The sequence below is a fragment of the Plantibacter elymi (nom. nud.) genome, assembly GCF_900177795.1.
GTDB lineage: Bacteria > Actinomycetota > Actinomycetes > Actinomycetales > Microbacteriaceae > Plantibacter > Plantibacter elymi.
This window is the reverse complement of record NZ_FXWJ01000002.1, coordinates 384,309-403,707: the sequence shown is the minus strand read 5'-3', so window position 1 is coordinate 403,707 and position 19,399 is coordinate 384,309. Positions and strand designations below refer to the sequence as shown.

Below are 19,399 nucleotides of genomic sequence, written 5' to 3'. Positions count from 1 at the left end.
AACCGCGGTCACGCGTCTTTGCCGGCGCTTCGGCGTAAGCCTGTCCAATGAGGAATGCGGTGCACCTGTTGCCCGAGTGAGTGTTTGATCTGAGTGCGTCGATCTCTGTAGCCGCCAGAGAAGCCGCCAGGAAAATACTTGAGCTGTAACGTGTGCACGAGCTGATTCGTGGCCTCGACGCGCACAGCGACGTCGATCCCGTCGTCGTCGCCGCGGCCGCCCAGAGCGTAAGCTCTTAGTCCGTCGTGTGTGTATTCGCGGACGAGTAGAACCTCGACGAGGTCATTGGAGTCCTTCTCTTCGATGTGCCGCCACTTGACTCTGCCCATATCTGCCTCCTGCCTAGACCGTAGGGCATTGCACGACCCCTCTCCCATGCACGGTGGCTAGCTCAGCCAGCACGGGCATCAAACGTGCGCGGCCAGACGCATCCGATCGAATCTTTGCGTTCGGCGCACAGCTCCCGCTCGCGCTAGGTATTCCAGTTCGCATCGATCCAATCGTCGCGGTAACGCAGCGGGCGCCGTCCGGTGAGTACATCCAGAGGTGACCCGTCGGAGGCCATCACCGTGTTGTCGAGCATCTCGTGGATCGTGACTTGCAGTTCGTCATCGAAGGTGCCCGCCATCGCCAGCCGCGCGACCTCGCGGCCGACGCCGGCAAGAATGTCGGCGAGCTGGATGCGTGCATCAGCACGGGAGTCCTTGAGCGAGATGGCTCGGAGATCCGGCGTGGGAAGGACATTACCCGCAACAGCGAGAGGTGTGCGCGACGCTTCCACGATGAAACCCCTGACGGTGGGCGTAAGTCCGCTGTACGTATCGGCGAGGAACTCAAACGGAACGTCCCCGATACGCATCGCCCAGTTCCGCGCGACACCACTCATTGTCGGCATCAGCGGATCGAGCTCTCGAAGCTCGACCTCGCTTCGCCCCTGGTATTCGTACGCGAACATGCGCGATTCCCACAGCATTGAAAGGATCTCTCGTGTGTCTTTCGTTGCGCAGTTGTCGAACGCGTCCTTGAGGGTGGCGAAGAAAGCTTCGACCGTGGGCGGGCGTGCATCCTCCCGCTGGTATGAGCGGACGAGCGAGTTGTAGCTGCTTAGGAGAGCATCCCACCGGGCTTTGCCGACGTCGCCATGTCCGTGGCGATCTAGGTGGTCGGCCAGAGCGCGGCCCATGCCGGTCGTTCCGATGTCCGTGCCCCATCGTGCGGCGTGGGGGCCGATCAGGGTTTCAACGAGCTTGCTGGTGAGGAAGTATCCCTTATCGACGAGGGTGATGTTCGCAGCGCCGGCGAGACGGTCGAGACTCTCGAGCAGCACCGCCCGGTTCCTGGGGAGCAGGGCCGTCTTCGACTTCATTTCTGGAGCCTGAGTGAGAGTGGCGTCCCGCATCCAATCTCGAAGTTCGGCGGCTTGGTCCGCAGCAAGGGCCACACTTGCGTGCACAAAAACCGGGTGCTGGCTTGCGACGAGGTTCTCGCCTTCTGACCCGGATTCGTCACAGCCGATCACCCTCACCTTCCTCGCGGACGGCATCACGCTTCCCGCCAATCCCGTAGGGCAGTGCTGAGTTCCGAGCTGAGGTCGCGAACGAGAGCATCGAGGCTTTCGAACGTCTCGGCAGTCAGGCTCTCAACTATCCCGAACATCGGAGTATTCGAAAAGGCGATCTGGATCTTGCCTCGAATCTCGTAATGAACACTTCGGTTCCGTACCGTCCTCATCCCTGGCGCGGACAACCGGTGAGCGTCAACGGATGAGACGATTTGACGAACCTTGTCCCGCGCTGGTGACGAAGCCGAGGGCAGTGCGTTGAGGATCTTCGTCAGGGACGACAGTGCGTGCCACAGGCTGAGTAGGCGCGCCCGAAAGGCCGCGGCCACGTGTGTTCCCGTGAGCAGGGGAATGAGCTTGGCCGCGGTGTTGACCTCTGACTCAACGAGGAGAAGGAGGAGCTTTTGGTCGAGGCTCAGATGTTTGTCGTACCCGCGCTTGAGGTAGCGCCCAACGAAACGGTCGTTGTCTTCGACCATATCGATAGGGCTGAGACTGAGGGTCGTAGCCGTCTCGACGGTTCCACCCGACAGGTAGGTGTAGACGCGCATCGACCTGAAAAGTTCTTCGCCGAACTGCGCGAAGAACTGCGGGTAGTCCTCCTGCGGCACAGCATCGAGACCGAATCGCAGGTGAAGGGGAATTGTTGCTCCCACGACGTCACCGTTGAGCGTGTAGTAGCCGAGGTCCGGCTGCAGCCACGAGAAGCCTCGTCTGACCGTTTTGAACAGCAATGTCCGCTGCGACATCCATGCCTGATGAATATCGGCTTCGAAGTCGCAAAGGAGTTTGTCCTTGCTGGTCTGGTTGTCGAGCATCTTCGTCGCGTGGCGGGCGAGAGCGATGGAGGGATGTTCCGCATCCGGCAGGTACTCGACGAAAGCCGGGAGCGCAACGTCGGGGTTTGGAGAGGTGAGGAACTCTCGTCCTTCGTAGGCGATGCGTGATGCATGCCCTGAAAGGAGGAGCGGGACCATGGTCCGTGCCCGTCCATCGTGTCGGAACGCGCTCGTGAGAACGTCACCGATCCACATGGCGTCCTCGAGGAGCAGCTGTCGGGCGACGGCGATCCTGAGTTCATCTGTCGTGGGCATCATGTGGTGACCATATCGGAGCCTGGAGGCGAGACCATGATGCGCTCGCCTCGATCGCCCACGAGATGTGAGCGGTCGAGAGACGAACGGAGTGAACTTGAACAGGCGGACTACACCGTTCTCTGGAAGATCATCGCACCCCGTCGCCCTCACTCGTAATGAGGAGGTCAAGGCGGTACGCAGCGAGACGCTCTGCCGCTACCTGCGGCTCGTCCCCGAGTCGTCCCCTCGCGGTGCAATGTAAGCCGCCTAGAGGAGTTCCAGGGAATGTCAGAGGCCCGGAATTATGCGGAACTGCTCGATCCGAGAGTCTTTACACCGTGGATGTCGTCGGTTCGATCCCGGCAGGGCCCACCGAAGGAAGCTCCCCGAGATCACGGGCATCTCGGAGCTTTTTCGCTCAGCCGTGCGCGTCTCATCGCCGGACACGCTGTGTTGGACCACGGAGCACGCCGTGTCCGATCAGATGTGCCAGCCCCTGGCTCCGGGCTGGTGGCGACGCGCCCGCCGGGCCGTGGGGGCGACCAGCAGCCCACCGTCGTCGTCGACGATGACCTTCGCGCTGAGACCGCAGACCTGCAGGAGCAGTTCTGCGGTGATGTGGAGAACAGCAGGCCACCCAGCATGACAAACCTGGAGAGCAGACCCACGGTAATCGCCGCGCATAGGACCCGCGCCACCAGGCAGAACGCGACCGCCACACCGAGTTCTCCCGCGAACCACCGAACGCCGTAGCGGTGTTGTTTCGGTACTTGCCGAAGCATTCGCGTCCTAGCGTGGTTTCATGACGACGCACAACTACACCGCTACCGTGACGTGGAGCGGGCGGACCGATGCCTACCAGACCTACAGTCGGCGCCATGAGGTGCGGCTGGGGGATTCATCGATCGACCTGAGCGCAGCGGCCGAGTTCCGAGGCGACAGCGGGTTGCCGAACCCTGAGCAATTGTTGGTGACGGCGGCGAGTTCGTGTCAGCTGCTGTCCTTCCTCGCGGTCGCCGCCCATGCAGGCGTCGAGATCATCGACTACCGGGACGCGGCGACCGGGATCATGCCGGACGACGCACGTCCGGTGCGGCTCACCGAGATCGTGCTTCGACCGACGATCGTAGCCCAGGGCACGACGACGGCCGTGGTGGAGCGACTCCTGGAGAAAGCCCACCGGCAGTGTTACATCGCGAACAGCCTCACCGCCGTCGTCACCCTCGAACCCGAGATCACGGTGCGGTGATGTTCGACATCGAGATCCCGGCTCCGGACGGTGCTTCCTCCCTCGCGGCGATCGGACGCGCACTGGGTGCGGCCGGTATCGGTTTGGAGGGTGGGGGCCTGTGGTCGGGAGTGGCGCACTATCTCGTAGCCGAAGGGGCTCGCGCTGCGGAGGTATTGCGTGGGACCGGGTTCGGGCCGGTGCTCGTGCGGGAAGTGCTCCTGGTCGATCTCGACGTGGATGCGCCGGGCGCGCTCGGACGGATGATGGAGCGGCTCGCCGGGGCCGGTGTCGTGTTGCACGGTCAGTACAGCGACCATGACAACCGCAAGGTGCTGCTCGTGGACGATGTCGTCGTTGCCCGTCGAGCGCTCGAAACGGCCGGGTCGTGACCGGCGACGCGGACATCTCGGTGCCGGCGCGAGCACTCGGTGATCCCGCTCGCGGACGGATCGTGACAGCTCTGCTCGGTGGCCGTGCCATCCCCGCCGGGGAGCTCGCCCGCGCTGCCGGTGTCTCAGCCTCCACCGCCAGCGAGCATCTCCGGGTACTCCTCGACGCAGGCATCGTCGCGGTCGACCGGGTGGGCAGGAACCGCTTCTTCCGTCTGACGAACGACGAGGTCGCCGGGGCGGTGGAGGCGCTCCAGGCCATCGCCCCTCGCACGGTCGTGCAGTCCTTCCGACAGCACCGAGTCTCGGCCGATCTCCGGGAGGCGCGGACCTGCTACGACCATCTCGCCGGAGACCTCGGCCTACGCGTCACGGACCTGCTCGTCCACGCAAGCATCCTCTCGAGCATCCGCACCGCGGCGACGGGAAACGCCCCGTCACCGTTCCCGGCCGGCCCCGTTGTGGAGTCGCTCCGCCTGCATCCTGGTTCGGGTCCACGGCCGTGGTCACGCGGATGCCTGGACTGGACCGGGCGCCGTGCTCACATCGCCGGCCAGGTTGGAGCTCAAATCCTGGAGGCGATGGAAACGCAGCAGTGGATCGCCCGTCGCCCCGACTCGCGGGCCGTGCGCCTCACTAATCGCGGTGCGCTGGAACTCAGTACCTTGGAGGCAACGATCTCCGCACGCGAGGCGTAGCCAAGCTGCACTACTGAGCCTCACGTGCGAGCGGTCGTCGACGACACGACCGTCGTCGAATGCGCGTCAACCTGACGTGAAGTCGCCCGTCACAGGCGAGGAACTACGGGTCGACCCGCAGCCGTCGTGCCGATGCTCAGCGCCCGGCGGAAGCCGTGCGCGTTAGTCCGCTTGTTCGGTTGCGTGCTGTGGTCTGGGCGCTTGGTGGAGAGACCGAACGGCGTGCACGACGGCGCCGGCGAGCAGCCAGAACACGGCGATGGTCAGTCCAGCCACGATCAATGAGAGACCGCCGGCCGCGCCGCTGTAGCTCGAGAACGTTGCAGCGGTGACCAGCAGACCGATCGCCACCAGGATGGCAGCCGCCAATCCCATCGTTCGCAAGTATGGATTGGAGTAGCGTTCTCGCGGCGTGTTGGTGTTGTACTTGGCCTCGATCTCTTCACGGCTGATGGGAACGTTCGGCTGGTCGGTCATGCCGGCGAGCCTAGCGGCCGCATTCGGCGCTTTGTCCGGAAATGGGGGCCTTCTGGCTCGATGGGCATGGCACCTCCACCGGGCCCGCTGCACGGTGGAAGCATGAACGATCCAGTCACCGCCCGGGAGAAGACCGCGCTCCTCGTGATCGACGTCCAGCAGGCATCCGACGATCCACAGTGGGGGCAACGCAACAACCACGATGCCGAATCGAACGTCGGGATGGTGCTGAGCGACTGGCGCCTGGCCGGTCGACCGGTGTTCCACGTCAGACATCAGAGCGCCAGCGAGGGCCAACTGTTCTCGCTGGGTGGGCCCGGTTACGAAGTCAAGCCGGAGGCTCGCGAAATCGCGGGGGAGCCGATCGTGGTCAAGACCGTCAACAGTGCGTTCATCGGCACTGATCTGGAGGTGCAGCTGCGCCGTGCCGGCATCTCATCGTTGGTCATCTGCGGCCTGACGACCGACCACTGTGTGTCCACCACAACCCGCATGGCGGCCAACCTCGGTTTCCACGTCACCATCGTCAGTGATGCGACGGCGACGTTCGAGCGACTCGGTCCCGATGGGCGGCGGTGGTCTGCGACCGAGCTGCACGACGCCGCCCTGGCCAGCCTGCACCAGGAATTCGCGGTGGTCCAGACGACGAACGAGGTCGTCCGCGCGGCAGGCTCGTGAGCTGACAGGGCGTCGCTGGGCTCAGCGCACGCTGATGAAGATCGGATTCGTGTACAGCCAGGTGTCGGCCCAGGGGTCGGCTGGGGAGACCGGGTACGGCTGGGGTGCCCGCGGGTCGACCTCGGCGCCGAGCGGACCGACCCCGTGCACCTGGCCATCGCTGCCGCGAAGGCGGACGTAGCCGTCCTCAGTGGCCGGCGCGAGCGGCACCACGACACGGAACGGGGAGTCGCTGCGATCGGCGACGTCGAGCATCTCGACGACTCGGGTGCCTGGTGCGCGCTGTTCGTCACGGTCGGCGACGGGCCCGGTGACGCGCCCGCGGATCAGGTCGAGGTGCGCGAGTCTCGGCGTCGTGCCCCGCGAGGTCGGCGTCGTCGTGGGCGTGACGTCGACCACGAGCTCGAGGGCTGTGCCGCTTTCGACGGTGAGGGTCCCACCCAAGGTGACGCCGGTCTCCGGCTGGTCGGTGGCACGGAGCACGACGGAGAGCCCGGCGACGAGGTGCCCGTGGTCGACCCAGACACGGCCGGCGCGGATTGCGTCGAGCAGGGAGACGGACGACCGGTCGACGGCCCCGACGTGCGTCCGACTGAACTCGCCCGGCCAGAAGTCGGCGCCGTTCTGGGGCGTGGCCGTGGCGATCGGGTCCGGCCGACGGCCGGCGCGGTTGAAGTTCGCGAGCGTCGCCCCGGACTCCCAGCCCGGCCCCGTCGGGAAGTCGCCCACGCGTGTCGCGTCGGACTCCTTGAGGTGCAGATCGCTGTTCGTGGTGACCCACCAGCGCCTTCCCTCGCTCAGGAGCGAGTCCCATACGCCGCCGACGACGGCCGTGGTCCAGTCGAAGCCGCCGTGCGTCAGATAAGCCTCCGCGGGGTAGCCGGGGAAGGAGAACTCGCTGGGGGCGTTCTCGTACTCGCCACGCCGTGAACGTTCGGTCGCGTTCGCTGCGATCGCTCCGGCCTGGGCGCCGGGAGCGCCCTCCATGCCGACGAACACCTCGGGGTCGGCGTCCTGCCACGCACGGAGCTCGCCGGGCGAGTCGATGCCGAGGCGGCTCGGGTGGTTCGCCAGGACGATCACGTCGTCGATGACGCCTGCACGCTTCTGGGTGCCGAGCCAGGCGATCCCGTCGGTCGCGTGCACGAGCCACTCGGCGGCGTCTTCGGTGCCGGGGCGCGGTTTCTCCCATCCGTTGAGCTTGCCGTCGTGGTCGAGCTCGAAGCGGCGCAACACGAGGGTCGTCTGGGGCCCGGGCGCGATCAGCACGGTCGCGTGCTCGGCTCCCGGGATGTACCACTCGAGCCCCTGGAGCACGAGCATGTCGGGGCGAGCCGCCCGCGCGGTGTCGATCTCGCGTGCCGCGTTGAACACCCCGCCGACGTTGGCATGCCCCTTGTTGCTGTGCTCGGTGAAGGCGATCGCGTCGACCGCGAAACGTTGCGCCTGGTCGAGGATCGTCGTCATCGGGTACTTGGCGTCGTGCGAGTAGACCGAGTGCACGTGGTGGTCGAACACCAGCCAGGAGAGCGCGTCCGGGTCGACGACTGCCGACGCGGACGGCAGCGGCGCGGCCTGGGCAGAAGCCGCGCTCCCGAGCCCCTGGGCGGTCGCTCCCACTGCGACCGTCGCAGCGACGGAAGCCCCCAGGAAGGACCGGCGGGAGAGGCCGGGCCGGGCCGATGCGCCCCGCTTCACCTCGGGCACGGAGGATGAGCCACCAGTTGGCGCGGGCTGCTCGAGGCGGGGATCGAAGGGCATGGCATCACTTTCATCGGACGGACGCGCCGATCGTAGGCAGCGGAGGTGAACCTCGGCCCAACGGCCGGTGCCATGAGTGACGCCCCGCGTTCACGACCCATTCACCTGCGTGGGCGATAGTCCTGGCGTCACCGGGTATCCCCGTCCCGGAGGCCCACCGCACCCACCAAAGGTCCCGATGTCTTCCACCGTTCGCGTCATCCACCGTTCTCCGCTCCGTGCCGCAGGGCGCACCCTGCTCGTCACGGCAGCGCTCAGCGCCAGCGCGGTGCTCTGCCTCGCCGGCGCTGGTGCTGCCGTCGCCGCCTCGGCGCCGGCACCGCTCACGCTGCGCGACACCGCCGGCGCCGCGGTCACGTCAGGTGACGCGCGCGCCGTCCCGTCGTTCGGCTCCGCGGTGCTCGCCGCGGGCTGCCCAGCCGATGCGGACGACGCCGCCCGACTCTCCGTGACGGCGGGAGGGGTCACCGTCGTCACGTCTCCGACCGTCACGGTGGCCGCCGGGCAGCCGGTCGAGGTGCCGATGGCCATCTCGTTCCAGGAGGTCGTGGACGGCGGCGTCGAACAGGGAGATGCGACCCTCGCGATTGAGTGCCTCGTTCTCGAGTCAGGCATCCCGTCATCGGTGGTCACGGCGGCGACCCTGCCCGTCACGTTCGCCGCGGGAACCTGGTCGGTGCCCGGCGCTCAGGTCGAGCCGGTTCCTCCGACGGTCACGCCGACCGCGGCCCCACCCTCGGGAGGTTCTGGAGCAGGGGCGATCGCGTCGCCGGGCCCCTCGGCCACAGCGCGACCCTCCGCTGACGGAGACCTGGCGCTGACGGGCTGGCAGCTCGGCGGGGCCGGCGTCGTCGCCGCCGGCCTGCTCGCGGGCGGCGCCGCCCTGCTCCTGCGCAGGCGTCTCCGGTAACCCATCGGCCCGGAGGCTGCGACGGGGCGACCGCGGTCAGGTCTCGCTCGGTGTCTCCTCCGCCGCTGCCAGGTTCTTCTGGACGGCGAACTGCGTCCGGTGCAATTCTTCGTACCGCCCACCGGCAGCGAGCAGCTCCTCGTGCGTGCCCCGCTCCACGATCGACCCTTCCTCGACCACGAGGATCAGGTCCGCACTGCGGATGGTCGAGAGCCGGTGCGCGATGACCATCGCCGTCCGACCCTCGAGCGCCTCGCTGAGCGCGGCCTGCACCGCGGCCTCCGAGGTCGAGTCCAGTGCCGCTGTCGCCTCATCGAGGATGACGACGCGCGGCTCGGCGAGGAGCAGTCGTGCGATGGTCATCCGCTGGCGCTCACCACCGGAGAGTCGGTAGCCACGCTCGCCCACCATCGTGTCCAGCTGGTCCGGCAGGGACCGGATGAGTGGCTCGAGCCGCGCGCGGCGGACGGCGTCCCACACCTCGTCCTCGGACGCCTCCGGCCGTGCGAGGCGCAGGTTGGAGCGGATCGTCTCATGGAACAGGTGACCGTCCTGCGTCACCATGCCCAGGGTGTGCCGCATGGAGGCGAAGGCGACATCGCGGACGTCCGTCCCCGCGAGACGCACGGCGCCCTCGTCGACGTCGTACAGCCGCGACAGCAGCTGCGCGATCGTGGACTTCCCCGCTCCTGACGAGCCGACGAGGGCGACGGTCTGCCCCGGCTCGATCCGGAAGGAGACGCCGTGCAGCACCTCCTCGCCGCCGCGGGTGTCCAGCGTCGAAACCTCTTCCAGGGAGGCGAGGGACACCTTGTCCGCGGACGGGTAGGCGAAGTGGACGTCGTCGAACTCGACGGACACCGGACCATTGGCGACGGTGACGGCGTCGGGCTTCTCCTGGATGAGCGGTTCGAGGTCGAGCACCTCGAAGACGCGCTCGAAGCTGACCACCGCGCTCATGATCTCCACCCGGGCGTTCGCGAGGCCGGTCAGCGGCGCGTAGAGGCGGGTGAGGAGGAGCGCCAGGGTGACCACCTCACCGGTGTCCAGCTGCCCGGCGAGTGCGAGGAAACCGCCGAGGCCGTACACGAGGGCGAGCGCGAGGGCGGAGACGAGCATCAGCGCGGTGAAGAAGACGAACTGCAGCATCGCCGTCCGGACGCCGATGTCGCGGACGCGGGCGGCACGGACGCGGAACTCCTCAGCCTCCTGATCCGGTCGACCGAACAGCTTGACGAGCGTGGCACCGGGCGCTGAGAAGCGCTCGGTCATCTGCGTGCTCATGGCCGAGTTGTGGTCGGCGGCTTCGCGACGCAGCGCGGCGAGGCGGCTACCCATGCGGCGCGCAGGTACCAGGAAGATGGGCAGCATCACCACGGCGAGGACCGTCACGAGCCAGGACGTGCTGAGCATGACGATCAGCGTGAGGATCAGGGCCACGAGGTTCGTGATCACGCCGGACAGCGTGCCGCTGAAGGCCTGCTGCGCGCCGATCACGTCGTTGTTGAGGCGGCTGACGAGCGCGCCCGTCCTGGTGCGGGTGAAGAACGCGATCGGCATCTGCTGCACGTGGTTGAAGACGGCGGTGCGGAGGTCCAGGATCACGCCTTCGCCGATCCGCGCCGAATACCAGCGCGTCACGAGGGACACGGCGGCGTCGGCGACGGCAACGAGGGCGATGACGACGGCGAGGCGGACGATCGTGGATACCTCGCCCCGGGCGACGATGACGTCGACCACCTGGCCGGCGAGCACCGGGGTCGCGACCGCGAGGAACGCTCCAGCGACGGAGAGCGCGATGAAGACCAGCAACTTGGACCGGTAGGGCACTGCGAACGTCATGATGCGCCGCACGGACTCACGGGATATGCCGTGCTTGCCGTCCTTGGCGGTCGAGATCTTGTACAGCGAGCTCCAGGCCGCGCTTTCCATGCTCATTGCGATTCCTCACGCCCCGCTGCGCATGAGCACGTCCCTGACCCCGGTCACGACCCGGGTGGCGACGCGAACGCAGACCTGCGAGAGCGTATCAGCCTCGCCGTTCCCGACCTGAACGCTCTGGAGGCGTCAGCGTTCGGCGCGCAGGGCCGTCCACATCACGACGAAGGCGGCGGCGATGCCGAGCACGCTTCCGGCGAGCCCGACGATCATGGCGGGATGGCCGGTGTCTGCGAGGCCGATCGAGCACGCGACGACACCGATGCCGGACGCCATCAGCGCGACGAAGCTGAAGGCGGCGAGGATGAAGCGCTTCGTGGTTCGGGTGGGATCGGGGGCGGGAGGGAGCGACATCGTGCCTCGTCTCCGCCGTCGCGTGGGCTGCGTCGGCTCTTCGGCATCAGGCTAGAGGGCCGCCGATCGATGGGGTGAGGGGGTATCCCCGGTCCTCACGACAGAACGGTCACGAGCGCCTGCGGATCTCGTGGACGAGGAGCCACACGAGGTAGCCGCCACCCACGATCACGGTGACGACCCCCACCGGCAGCGATGTCGGCAACAGGTGCTGCGCGACGATGTCGGATGCGAGCAGCACGAGCGCCCCGAGCAGGGCGGACGGCACCAGTGCGATGCCGGCGGTGCGGGTGATCCGCTGCGCGATCTGCGGGGCGGCGAGGGCGACGAACGCGATGGGTCCGGCCGCGCCCGTGACGACAGCCGTGAGCGCGACGGCGCACGCCACGAGACCGAGGCGTGAGCGTTCGACCCGCGAGCCCAGCGCCTTCGCCGCGTCGTCGCCGAGCTCGAGCTGACGGAGTGATCCGCCGAGCGGACCGAGGGCGATGATGACGGCCAAGATCACCACTGCGGCGGGGAGGAGTTGCGCCCAACCCACGCTGTTCAGCGAGCCGGCACCCCACACGGTGGCGAGCATCGCGACTTCGAGCTTCGCCCTGAGTACAAGGTATGAGCTGAGCGCTTCGAGCATGGCGGAGACACCGATGCCCACGACGATGAGACGGAAGCCCTGGACGCCTCGACGGTAGCTGAGGAGGTAGACCAGCGCTGTGGCGATCAGCCCGCCACCGATGGCACCACCCGCGACGGCGGCCGACCCGGCACCCGCACCGATCACGATGATCACGATGAGACCGCCCGCGTACGATCCCGCGGTGAGCCCGATGATGTCAGGGCTTGCGAGTGGGTTGCGGGTGAGGGACTGGAAGATCGCGCCGGAGAGTCCGAGGGCCCCTCCGAAGAGCAGCGCTGCGAGGACCCGCGGGAGGCGCCACTCGAGCACCACCGTCCGCACCAGACCGCCTGACCCACCGACGAACGCCGACGCCACCTCGTCGACCGACAGGGGCAGATCGCCGAGACACAGCGCGAGCAGCGCCAGGGCGAGGAGGATCGCGCAGAACACCCCGCACACGATGATCGTGCGCAGCCGGACGCGGAGGGAGAGCGAGCGTCGACGCCACACGACCGCGCGGGGTCCCGTTTCGACCCCGATCACAGTGTGCTCGCCTTCGCGCGCCGCACGAGGTGGATCAACACGGGCGCACCGATGAACGCGGTGACGATCCCGACCGGGACGTCACTCGGCCAGAGGATCACACGACCGATCACGTCGGACGTGAGCAGCACGGCCGGCGCGATCAGGATCGAGTACGCCACGATCCACCGCTGGTCGGGGCCGACGATCCACCGCGCGATGTGGGGCACCATCAGGCCGACGAAGCCGACCGGTCCGGCGATCGCGGTCGCCCCGCCCGCCAGCAGGGTGATCGCGACGACCGCGAGCACGCGGGTGCTCACGAGGCGCGTGCCGAGTGAGGAGGCGAGATCGTCGCCCAATGCCAGGGCGTTCAGCGATCGAGCACTGAACAGTGCGATGACGACGCCCGCGACGACGAAGGGGAGTGCCGGCAGGATGACGTCGAAGCCGCGCTCGACGAAGGACCCGGCGTTCCACCCGCGGAGCTGCCTGAACGTCACAGGGTCGAGGAGCATCATCGCGGTCGTGATGCCGCTGAGCACCGCTGCCAGGGCGACGCCGGCGAGGGTCAGCCGGACCGGATCCGCGCCACCACGTCCTGACGAGCCGATCACGTAGACGAGTGCCGTCACGACCAGGGCTCCCAGGAAGGCGAACGGTAGGTACTGCACGGGCGTGCGAGCGCCGAACAGGACACCGATCGCGACGAAGAGTGCCGCGCCCGCGTCGACGCCGAGGATGCCCGGATCACCGAGGGGATTGCGGGTGAGGCCCTGGATCAGGGCGCCGGAGACGCCCAGCCCGACGCCGACGACGAGTCCCGCCACGGTGCGGGGGATCCGCAGATCGAGGACGACCAGATCGGTGACGGAGCCGTCGGGCCTCGTGAGTGCCCGCCAGACGTCGCTCGGGCCGACGGGGTGGGACCCCACGAGGACGCTGAGCAGGATCGCGGTCGCGAGTGCCGCGACCGCGATCCAGAGCCCCAGCGAACGGCGCCCGCGGGGGGTGCGCGAGGTCACCGACGGGTCAGCCGTCGACGCTCTGCGGAGCTGTGCCAGCGACGGCGTCCACCAGGCGCGGCACCAGCTGCTCGAGGACGTACTTCTGGCTGAGTGGGGTGAGGAAGTAGATCGCGCCGGCGAGCTCGCCGTCGGTGAAGACCGCTCGCCCGCCGGTCACGGCGTCGAGGCTCGAGGTGGTGCCGAAGCCCAGCACTTCCTGGACGGCATCCGCGGACTCCGTGGCGAAGACGATCACGTCAGCGTCGATGACACCGACGTTCTCCGCGGCGATCTGCGCCTGTCCGCCCTCGCTCGGGACGTACTGCTGCAGCCCGGGCGTGATCGTGAACCCGAGATCCGTCAGGAAGTCGGTGTTGAGGCCGTCGGGGTAGACCCACAGGTTGCCGTCCCACGGCCCACCCTGCGAGAAGGTCGCCGTGAGGCCCGCGAACTCCGGGTGCGCTGCTGCCGCCGCCGCGTAGGCCTCGTCGACGCCGGTGATGAGCGCCTCGCCTTCCGCCGACCGACCCACGGCTTTGGAGACCATCCTGGTCTGGTCCCGCCAGTCCGCGAAGTAGAGCCCAGCGCCCTCCTCATTGGTCACGGTCGGCGCGATCTCCGCGAGCTTCCCGTAGTTCTCCTCGGTCATGCCGGCGTTCGTCCCGATGATCAGGTCCGGCCGCAGTGACGCGATCTTCTCGTACTCGAACCCGTCGGTCGTGGTGAGGACGGTCGGCTCGGCATCGCCCAGGAGATCCGTCGCCCACGGCCACACCGCATACGGCTGCTCGCCGTACCACTCCGTCGTCGCGATCGGTGTGACACCGAGTTCGAGGAGGATGTCCTGCTCGGTCAGACCGACCACGACGATCCGCTGCGGCTCCGACGGGATCACCGTCTCGCCGTACTCGTGCTCGATCGTCACCGGGAACGAGTCGCTCGGCTCGGTCGTGTAGTTCGGGTTCTCGGCGGTGGTCGACGCGGCGCTCGAGCAGGCGGAGAGCGCGACACCGACGAGGGCGAGCGCGCTCACCGCGGCAAGCAGACGAGCGGTCCTCGCGCTCGGGGCGCGGTGGTGCTTCGGGACGATCATGGGGTCCTTCATCGGTTCGGCTGGCGGGATGACGACAGTCAGGTTAGCCTTGCCTAATCGCTTCGCGCTATCGCGCTGAGTGGACAGGACTTGTCGAATGGAGACAGCTGGATGTCTGGTCGCGATCACTCGGACGGCGAAATCAAGCTCCTCGGCCCGCTGGATGACGCCGAAGGGACATCGGGGGAGTTCCGGGTTTCCCGCTCGCGGGTCGACGCGACGACACGGTTCGACGAGCACTCCCACCGCGAGGACCAACTCGCGTGGATGAGTTCCGGCGCGATGGAGGTGTCGGTCCTCGGCGATCGACGGCGACTGCGGCGAGAGCACCTCGCATGGATCCCCGCGGGGATGGTGCACGAAATGAGCTTCAGCGAGCCCGGCGAGCTCATCAGCGTCTACGCCGACCCGGAACTGCGCCCCCAGGGCGGCCGGTGGAACGGTGCACGGACCGTCCGGGTCGACGACCTGTCGGGAGCGCTGCTGGCGCACCTGCTGGAGGCCGATCCGGCCGGCCGACGTCGATGGCGGTGCTGGACGCTCCTGGTCGACCTGCTGTCGGCTGCGGCTCGCGATGACGAGGCGTTGGCCATGCCCCGTGAGCCGCGCGCGCGTGCCATCGCGTCGGCCCTGATGGCGGACCCCGCCGACCCGCGCGGGCTCGACGATTGGGCCTCGGCGGCAGGTGTCAGCTCGAAGACGATCGGCCGGGCGTTCGTGGACGGCACGGGATGCACCTTCCGTGAGTGGCGGGTCCGCGTGCGCCTGCATGCTGCCGCGGGCATGCTCGGACAGGGTGCCGCCGTACAGGATGTCGCACCCGCGGTCGGCTACGAGTCGGTGAGCAGCTTCATCGGGGCCTTCCGGGCCCGGTTCTCCGTGACCCCCGCCGTCTACGCCGCGAGGAGCCGGTCGGCGGAGGTCATCTGACGCGAAGTCGGATGCGGCTTCAGGCGACTTGGGGAGAGCGACCGTCTCCGTCGGTCTGGCCGACGCCGCTGCTTCCGCTCTAGGGTGGCCGTATGGCCCACCCGCACGCACGGCGGGCGACCACCCGGACACGTCTCGTCCTCCGGGTGATCGCCGGTGTCGTCGCCGCCGCGGCCGCCACCGTGTTCCTGCTGGCGATCTGGATGGTGGTGTCGAGCCGGTTCGGCTGGGACGAACGCGACGTCCACGGCTACAGCCTGCTCTTCGGAACCCCGATTGCACTCTTCGCCGGGCTGGTCATGGCAGTCTCCTTCCCGCTGGCGGTGCCGCCGGCGCACCGGAGCCGTACGCGGGCCGTGTCCCTGGGAGTGCTTGCGGCGACCGTCGTGCTGCTCGTCATTGCAGTCGTCACCGCCTGAATCCACCCAGCGTGACCTCTCCGCATCGCTCCTCAGCGATCAACCGGTCTCGGCCGATCGTAGGCGGGCTCGGAGTCCGAGCAGGACGTCGACCACGACGAAGGCGGCCAGGCTGAGGCCGAGGAGCGGCAGGAGCGTGCCGATACCGGCCGCGACGACGAGGACCGCGACGATGCCCCACCAGGGTGCACGGCGGATCGCGCCGCGCGCTGGTGTGCGGCCGACGATGCGTCCAGGCTCGCGGGTCGGTCGTCGCTGCCACCACATGACGTAGCCCCAGACGATCATGGCGATGATCCCGGACGCGAGGGCGAAGAGGAGCAGCTGGTTCGGGAGGCCGAACATGGAGCCCATGTGGGTGTCGACGCCCCATCGGGTGAGCTTCGCGGCGAGGGGGTAGTCCGCGAAGTCGACCCGATCGGTGACCTGCATCGTCCGTCCGTCGATCGCGACCGCGTCGACCTCGGTCGGGAAACTGCGCTGGATCTCCTGCACCACCCACGCCGTGCCCGCGGTGGCCGGTGGCGTGATCTCGACGAGGCCCGTGTTGACGTTGACCTCCCGGGCGACGGAGAGCACCGCGTCGAATGTCGCCGGGTTCGCCGTCACCGTCTCGGGATCGGATGTGGGAGCCACGGTGCCTCCGTGGCCGGCATGCTCATCGGCCGGTGCGGACTCACCGCCGAGGTCGGTGGTCACGGATGGCGTGGACCAGTCGAAGGCGGCGCGGAGGGTGCCGACGTTGCCGCCGCCGTACTGCGACCAGGTGATGCCGGTTGCGGAGAGGAACAGTGCGCCGACGAGGAGCCAGATGCCGGTGGAGGTGTGCCAGGAGAGGATGCGCCGGTACCCCTTGGCTCGGTTGTTCGGGCGGACGAAGTCCTTCTTGGTGCGAGCTTTGCGGATGCGGGCGATCCAGAGGCCGAGGCCGGCGAGGGCGACGACACCGAGCCAGGAGGCGGCGAGTTCGCTGTAGAGGCGTCCGACCTCGCCGAGGTGCAGGTTGCGGTGGAGCTGGTCGATCCAGGTGCGCAGCGGCAGTGCTCCGCTGGTGCCGTACGCGGTGAGGTCGCCGCGGATCTGGGCGGTGGCCGGGTCGACGAACACGGCGCGGGTCTCGCTCTCGCCGAGCCCGTCACCGGTGTACATGACGCGCGTGGTGTCGCCGGGGTTCGGTGCGGGGCGCACGGCGACGATGGTGTCCTGGTCCTTCGTGTACGCGTTCGCAGCTTCGATCTGGTCTGCGAGCGGCAGATACTCGTCGGCCTCCGGCGCATGGAGCTGCTCGGCGTACACGAGCTGCTCGAGTTGCGGGGTCAGGGCGTAGAGCGCGCCGCTGGTCGCCGCGACGAGGATGAACGGTCCGACGAAGATCGCGGCGATGAAGTGGAGGCGGAGCAGCAACTGCGAGAACCAGCCTCGGCTGCGGTCAGGTTTCGGGGGTGGGCCGTCGGCGTCGAGTTGGGTCGGTGCGTGTGTGGTCACGGGTGGTCCTTTCGAGGAGCCTGGTCGTGGTCGTTGATGCGGGCGAGGCGGGCGTTGTAGTCGGTGAGTTCCGCGTCCCGTCGCGGTCTGCACGGCGGTCGTAGCGTTTCGCGGCACGTTCGTCACTCCGCACCCACTGGGACACGACGATCAGGGCGACGAGGACGGCCGGGATCTCGCCGACGCTCCACGCGATGCCGCCGCCGACCGCCTGATCGGCGAGGAGGGCTGCGGTGTTCGTGTAGCCGAGGGCGGTCCACCACCCTTCGGCGAGCACGGTGGCGCTCGACATGATCGCGAGTCCGAAGAAGGCGTGGAAGGCGAGGGTCGCGAGCAGCAGGATGATCCGGAACGGGTAGGCCGGGCGGTTCGGGCCCGGGTCGATGCCGATGAGGACCCAGAAGAACAGGTACCCGGTGGCGAGGAAGTGCACCGTCATCAGGATGTGACCCTGGTGGGCGAGCATCGCCCACTCGAACCAACCCGTGTAGTAGAACACCACCAGACTCCCGGCGAAGAGCACTCCTGCGACGGCCGGTTTCGACAGCAGCCGCAGGTACCGCGAGTGCACGACGGCGAGGATCCACTCCCGGAGGCCTCGGCCTCCGTCGGTGCGACTCGGCAGGGTTCGCAGTGCGAGGAGGATCGGGCCGCCCAGGACGAGCAACGGCGGCACGATCATCATGAGCGCCATGTGCTGCAGCATGTGCGTGCTGAAGTGGATCTGCCCGTACACGGCGAGGCCACCGCTGGTCGCGTACAACAGCGCCGCGCAGCCGGCCAGCCAAGCGATCAGGCGGACCACGGGCCAGGCGTCGCCGCGGCGCCGGAGCGTCCGGAACGCCCACAGGTACCAGGCCGCACCGACCACGGCGAGGCCGGCCCACATCCAGTCGACGTGCCACTCGGTGAACATCCGCAGTGGCGTCACCTCCGGCGGGTAGGCGAACCCGAGGAGCCGGCGGCGGACGTCGTCGGCGACCGGCTCCTGCGACACCGGCGGTTGGCTGCGCGACAACGCGACCGAGACGCCCATCGTGACCGCCATGACGACGACCTCGACGACCGCGAGCCGGATGAACGTCGACCGCTTCCCGGGTTCGGCCTGCAGCCGGGGGATGAGCCGGAGCCGGTGCCACACGCCGGCGAGTCCGAGCAGCACGAGCGCGACGGTCTTCGCGACCAGGAGCAGCCCATACTGGGTGAGGAGGTCCGTCGGGCCCGCGAGTCGCAGCGAGGCGTTCACGAAGCCCGAGAAGGCCACCGCACCGAACGCCCAACCGGCGAGCACCGAGTAGCGTGCGACGACCGCGCCGATCTGATCACCGATCTTCCGACGGAGCAGGATCACGGCCACGAGACCGCCGACCCAGGCGGTGACGCCGATCAGGTGGATCGCGAGCGAGTTGACCGCGTTGCCGTGCTCGTCGGAGCCTGCAGCATGACCAGACAGGGACAGCGGAAGCAGTGCGAAGACGGCGATCGCGTTCGCGGCGGCGATCCACGCCAGACGGCGGGCGAGGAGCACGATGCAGAACACCACCAGCACGCACGCGAGCGAGCACACCAGGGTCTGCCCGAGTTCCAACTGCGTCGCGTAGAACACGAAGGTCTTCGCGAACGTCGGCGAGGACACCGGCACACCGATGGAGTTCGCCGCGGTGAACACCAGCACTGCGATTCCCGCCGCGAGCCAGACGGAGGCCGCCCAGGCCGCCCAGCGGATCGCCTTCGACTGCGAGAACGACACGACACCCGGGAGGATCCGCTGCCCTGGCAGCAGGAAGGTCGCAGCGATGAGCAGGCCGATCGTGACCGACGCTGCCGCATCGTGGACGACCCTCGCGACCGGCAGACCGCGAGTGACGATCACCCCCGGATCCGACAGCAGCGTGCCGGTCGTGAACGCACCGGTGAACTGCAGCGCGGAGAGCGCCACGACGACCGCCACCGGCAACGCGGCCAGCATGACGGCTTCAGGTGCACGGATCGGCACGAGGACGGGCGACGGGCCTCGCTCACCGCTCGGATCGGCTTCGGGCGCATTCGACGGAATGGTTGTTTCGGCCACAGGAGGTGGCTCCTTTCCCGCGGGCTCGAGTGGACGAACCCTGCGGCACAGCTCACCCGCCGAGCCCGCGATCGCACCCGAACGGGCGCCGGGGCAGGGCCGAGCGGCGGAAATGGTGGCACTCCGCCGGTGCGCGGCGCGTCGGGACGACCATGGTTGGAGGGTCGTCGTCGAGGAAGC

The 19,399-nt window shown here is 68.2% G+C and carries 19 protein-coding genes; 7 read left to right on the top strand and 12 right to left on the bottom strand.

Translation table 11 applies throughout. The annotated features are described in order from the left end of the window. Positions 1 to 8 precede the first annotated feature (8 nt). The 3 genes from CCK91_RS06785 to CCK91_RS06775 form a co-directional block, all read right to left on the bottom strand. Positions 9 to 329, bottom strand: coding sequence for a hypothetical protein (locus CCK91_RS06785; protein ID WP_086473414.1), 321 nt, complete (start codon positions 327 to 329; stop codon positions 9 to 11). 143 nt (positions 330 to 472) lie between these two features. Beyond that, the gene (locus CCK91_RS06780; RefSeq protein WP_133059943.1) at positions 473 to 1,519 is read right to left on the bottom strand and encodes a hypothetical protein; all 1,047 of its coding nucleotides are present in this window, start codon (positions 1,517 to 1,519) and stop codon (positions 473 to 475) included. Positions 1,520 to 1,542: 23 nt separating this feature from the next. Continuing rightward, a complete protein-coding gene (locus CCK91_RS06775) occupies positions 1,543 to 2,658 on the bottom strand; it encodes a hypothetical protein (protein WP_086473412.1) in 1,116 nt (371 codons plus the stop codon). A 781-nt stretch (positions 2,659 to 3,439) separates the two neighbouring features. Here CCK91_RS06775 and CCK91_RS06770 point away from each other — a divergent pair. From CCK91_RS06770 to CCK91_RS06760, 3 genes are read left to right on the top strand one after another with little or no spacing between them, the layout of a single operon-like run. Next, positions 3,440 to 3,886: an OsmC family protein gene (locus CCK91_RS06770; RefSeq protein ID WP_086473411.1), complete on the top strand. Its 447-nt coding sequence runs from the start codon at positions 3,440 to 3,442 to the stop codon at positions 3,884 to 3,886. Then, positions 3,886 to 4,257: a hypothetical protein gene (locus CCK91_RS06765; protein WP_086473410.1), complete on the top strand. Its 372-nt coding sequence runs from the start codon at positions 3,886 to 3,888 to the stop codon at positions 4,255 to 4,257. Before CCK91_RS06770 ends, CCK91_RS06765 begins: the two co-directional genes overlap by 1 nt. Further along, positions 4,254 to 4,955: an ArsR/SmtB family transcription factor gene (locus CCK91_RS06760; protein ID WP_086473409.1), complete on the top strand. Its 702-nt coding sequence runs from the start codon at positions 4,254 to 4,256 to the stop codon at positions 4,953 to 4,955. Before CCK91_RS06765 ends, CCK91_RS06760 begins: the two co-directional genes overlap by 4 nt. A 162-nt stretch (positions 4,956 to 5,117) precedes the next feature. Here CCK91_RS06760 and CCK91_RS06755 read toward each other — a convergent pair whose 3' ends face one another. Continuing rightward, positions 5,118 to 5,432: a hypothetical protein gene (locus tag CCK91_RS06755; RefSeq protein ID WP_086473408.1), complete on the bottom strand. Its 315-nt coding sequence runs from the start codon at positions 5,430 to 5,432 to the stop codon at positions 5,118 to 5,120. 144 nt (positions 5,433 to 5,576) lie between these two features. Between CCK91_RS06755 and CCK91_RS06750 the strand changes: the two genes are divergently transcribed. Continuing rightward, a complete protein-coding gene (locus tag CCK91_RS06750; RefSeq protein ID WP_207568196.1) occupies positions 5,577 to 6,110 on the top strand; it encodes a cysteine hydrolase family protein in 534 nt (177 codons plus the stop codon). Between the two features lie 21 nt (positions 6,111 to 6,131). Here the strand turns inward: CCK91_RS06750 and CCK91_RS06745 are convergent, their stop codons facing one another. Continuing rightward, positions 6,132 to 7,871, bottom strand: a complete 1,740-nt coding sequence (locus tag CCK91_RS06745) for a PHP domain-containing protein (RefSeq protein ID WP_133059942.1) — start codon at positions 7,869 to 7,871, stop codon at positions 6,132 to 6,134. Between the two features lie 178 nt (positions 7,872 to 8,049). Here CCK91_RS06745 and CCK91_RS06740 point away from each other — a divergent pair, with 178 nt between their 5' ends. After that, the gene (locus CCK91_RS06740; protein WP_086473405.1) at positions 8,050 to 8,781 is read left to right on the top strand and encodes a hypothetical protein; all 732 of its coding nucleotides are present in this window, start codon (positions 8,050 to 8,052) and stop codon (positions 8,779 to 8,781) included. 36 nt (positions 8,782 to 8,817) lie between these two features. Here CCK91_RS06740 and CCK91_RS06735 read toward each other — a convergent pair whose 3' ends face one another. The 5 genes from CCK91_RS06735 to CCK91_RS06715 form a co-directional block, all read right to left on the bottom strand. Then, positions 8,818 to 10,719 (bottom strand): ABC transporter ATP-binding protein, encoded by a 1,902-nt coding sequence (locus CCK91_RS06735; protein WP_086473404.1) that lies wholly within the window; start codon positions 10,717 to 10,719, stop codon positions 8,818 to 8,820. A 129-nt stretch (positions 10,720 to 10,848) separates the two neighbouring features. After that, complete coding sequence (locus tag CCK91_RS06730; RefSeq protein WP_086473403.1) at positions 10,849 to 11,073, bottom strand: hypothetical protein; 225 nt, start codon at positions 11,071 to 11,073, stop codon at positions 10,849 to 10,851. 109 nt (positions 11,074 to 11,182) lie between these two features. Beyond that, positions 11,183 to 12,232: a FecCD family ABC transporter permease gene (locus CCK91_RS06725; protein ID WP_086473801.1), complete on the bottom strand. Its 1,050-nt coding sequence runs from the start codon at positions 12,230 to 12,232 to the stop codon at positions 11,183 to 11,185. Next, the gene (locus CCK91_RS06720; protein ID WP_242664418.1) at positions 12,232 to 13,239 is read right to left on the bottom strand and encodes an iron chelate uptake ABC transporter family permease subunit; all 1,008 of its coding nucleotides are present in this window, start codon (positions 13,237 to 13,239) and stop codon (positions 12,232 to 12,234) included. Before CCK91_RS06720 ends, CCK91_RS06725 begins: the two co-directional genes overlap by 1 nt. A 7-nt stretch (positions 13,240 to 13,246) precedes the next feature. Continuing rightward, a complete protein-coding gene (locus CCK91_RS06715) occupies positions 13,247 to 14,314 on the bottom strand; it encodes an ABC transporter substrate-binding protein (protein ID WP_086473402.1) in 1,068 nt (355 codons plus the stop codon). A 111-nt stretch (positions 14,315 to 14,425) separates the two neighbouring features. On the opposite strand from CCK91_RS06715, the gene CCK91_RS06710 reads away from it, so the two are divergent. Together CCK91_RS06710 and CCK91_RS06705 are read left to right on the top strand one after the other, a co-directional pair. After that, positions 14,426 to 15,244 carry a helix-turn-helix domain-containing protein gene (locus tag CCK91_RS06710; protein ID WP_086473401.1) on the top strand — a complete coding sequence of 273 codons (819 nt, stop codon included), beginning with the start codon at positions 14,426 to 14,428 and terminating at the stop codon, positions 15,242 to 15,244. Between the two features lie 92 nt (positions 15,245 to 15,336). Beyond that, the gene (locus CCK91_RS06705; protein ID WP_086473400.1) at positions 15,337 to 15,663 is read left to right on the top strand and encodes a hypothetical protein; all 327 of its coding nucleotides are present in this window, start codon (positions 15,337 to 15,339) and stop codon (positions 15,661 to 15,663) included. A gap of 39 nt (positions 15,664 to 15,702) precedes the next feature. Here the strand turns inward: CCK91_RS06705 and CCK91_RS06700 are convergent, their stop codons facing one another. Together CCK91_RS06700 and CCK91_RS06695 are read right to left on the bottom strand one after the other, a co-directional pair. Next, positions 15,703 to 17,148 (bottom strand): PepSY-associated TM helix domain-containing protein, encoded by a 1,446-nt coding sequence (locus CCK91_RS06700; RefSeq protein WP_086473399.1) that lies wholly within the window; start codon positions 17,146 to 17,148, stop codon positions 15,703 to 15,705. Beyond that, the gene (locus CCK91_RS06695) at positions 17,093 to 19,219 is read right to left on the bottom strand and encodes a cytochrome c oxidase assembly protein (protein WP_242664417.1); all 2,127 of its coding nucleotides are present in this window, start codon (positions 19,217 to 19,219) and stop codon (positions 17,093 to 17,095) included. The genes CCK91_RS06700 and CCK91_RS06695 overlap by 56 nt, the downstream gene beginning before the upstream one ends. Positions 19,220 to 19,399 lie beyond the last annotated feature (180 nt).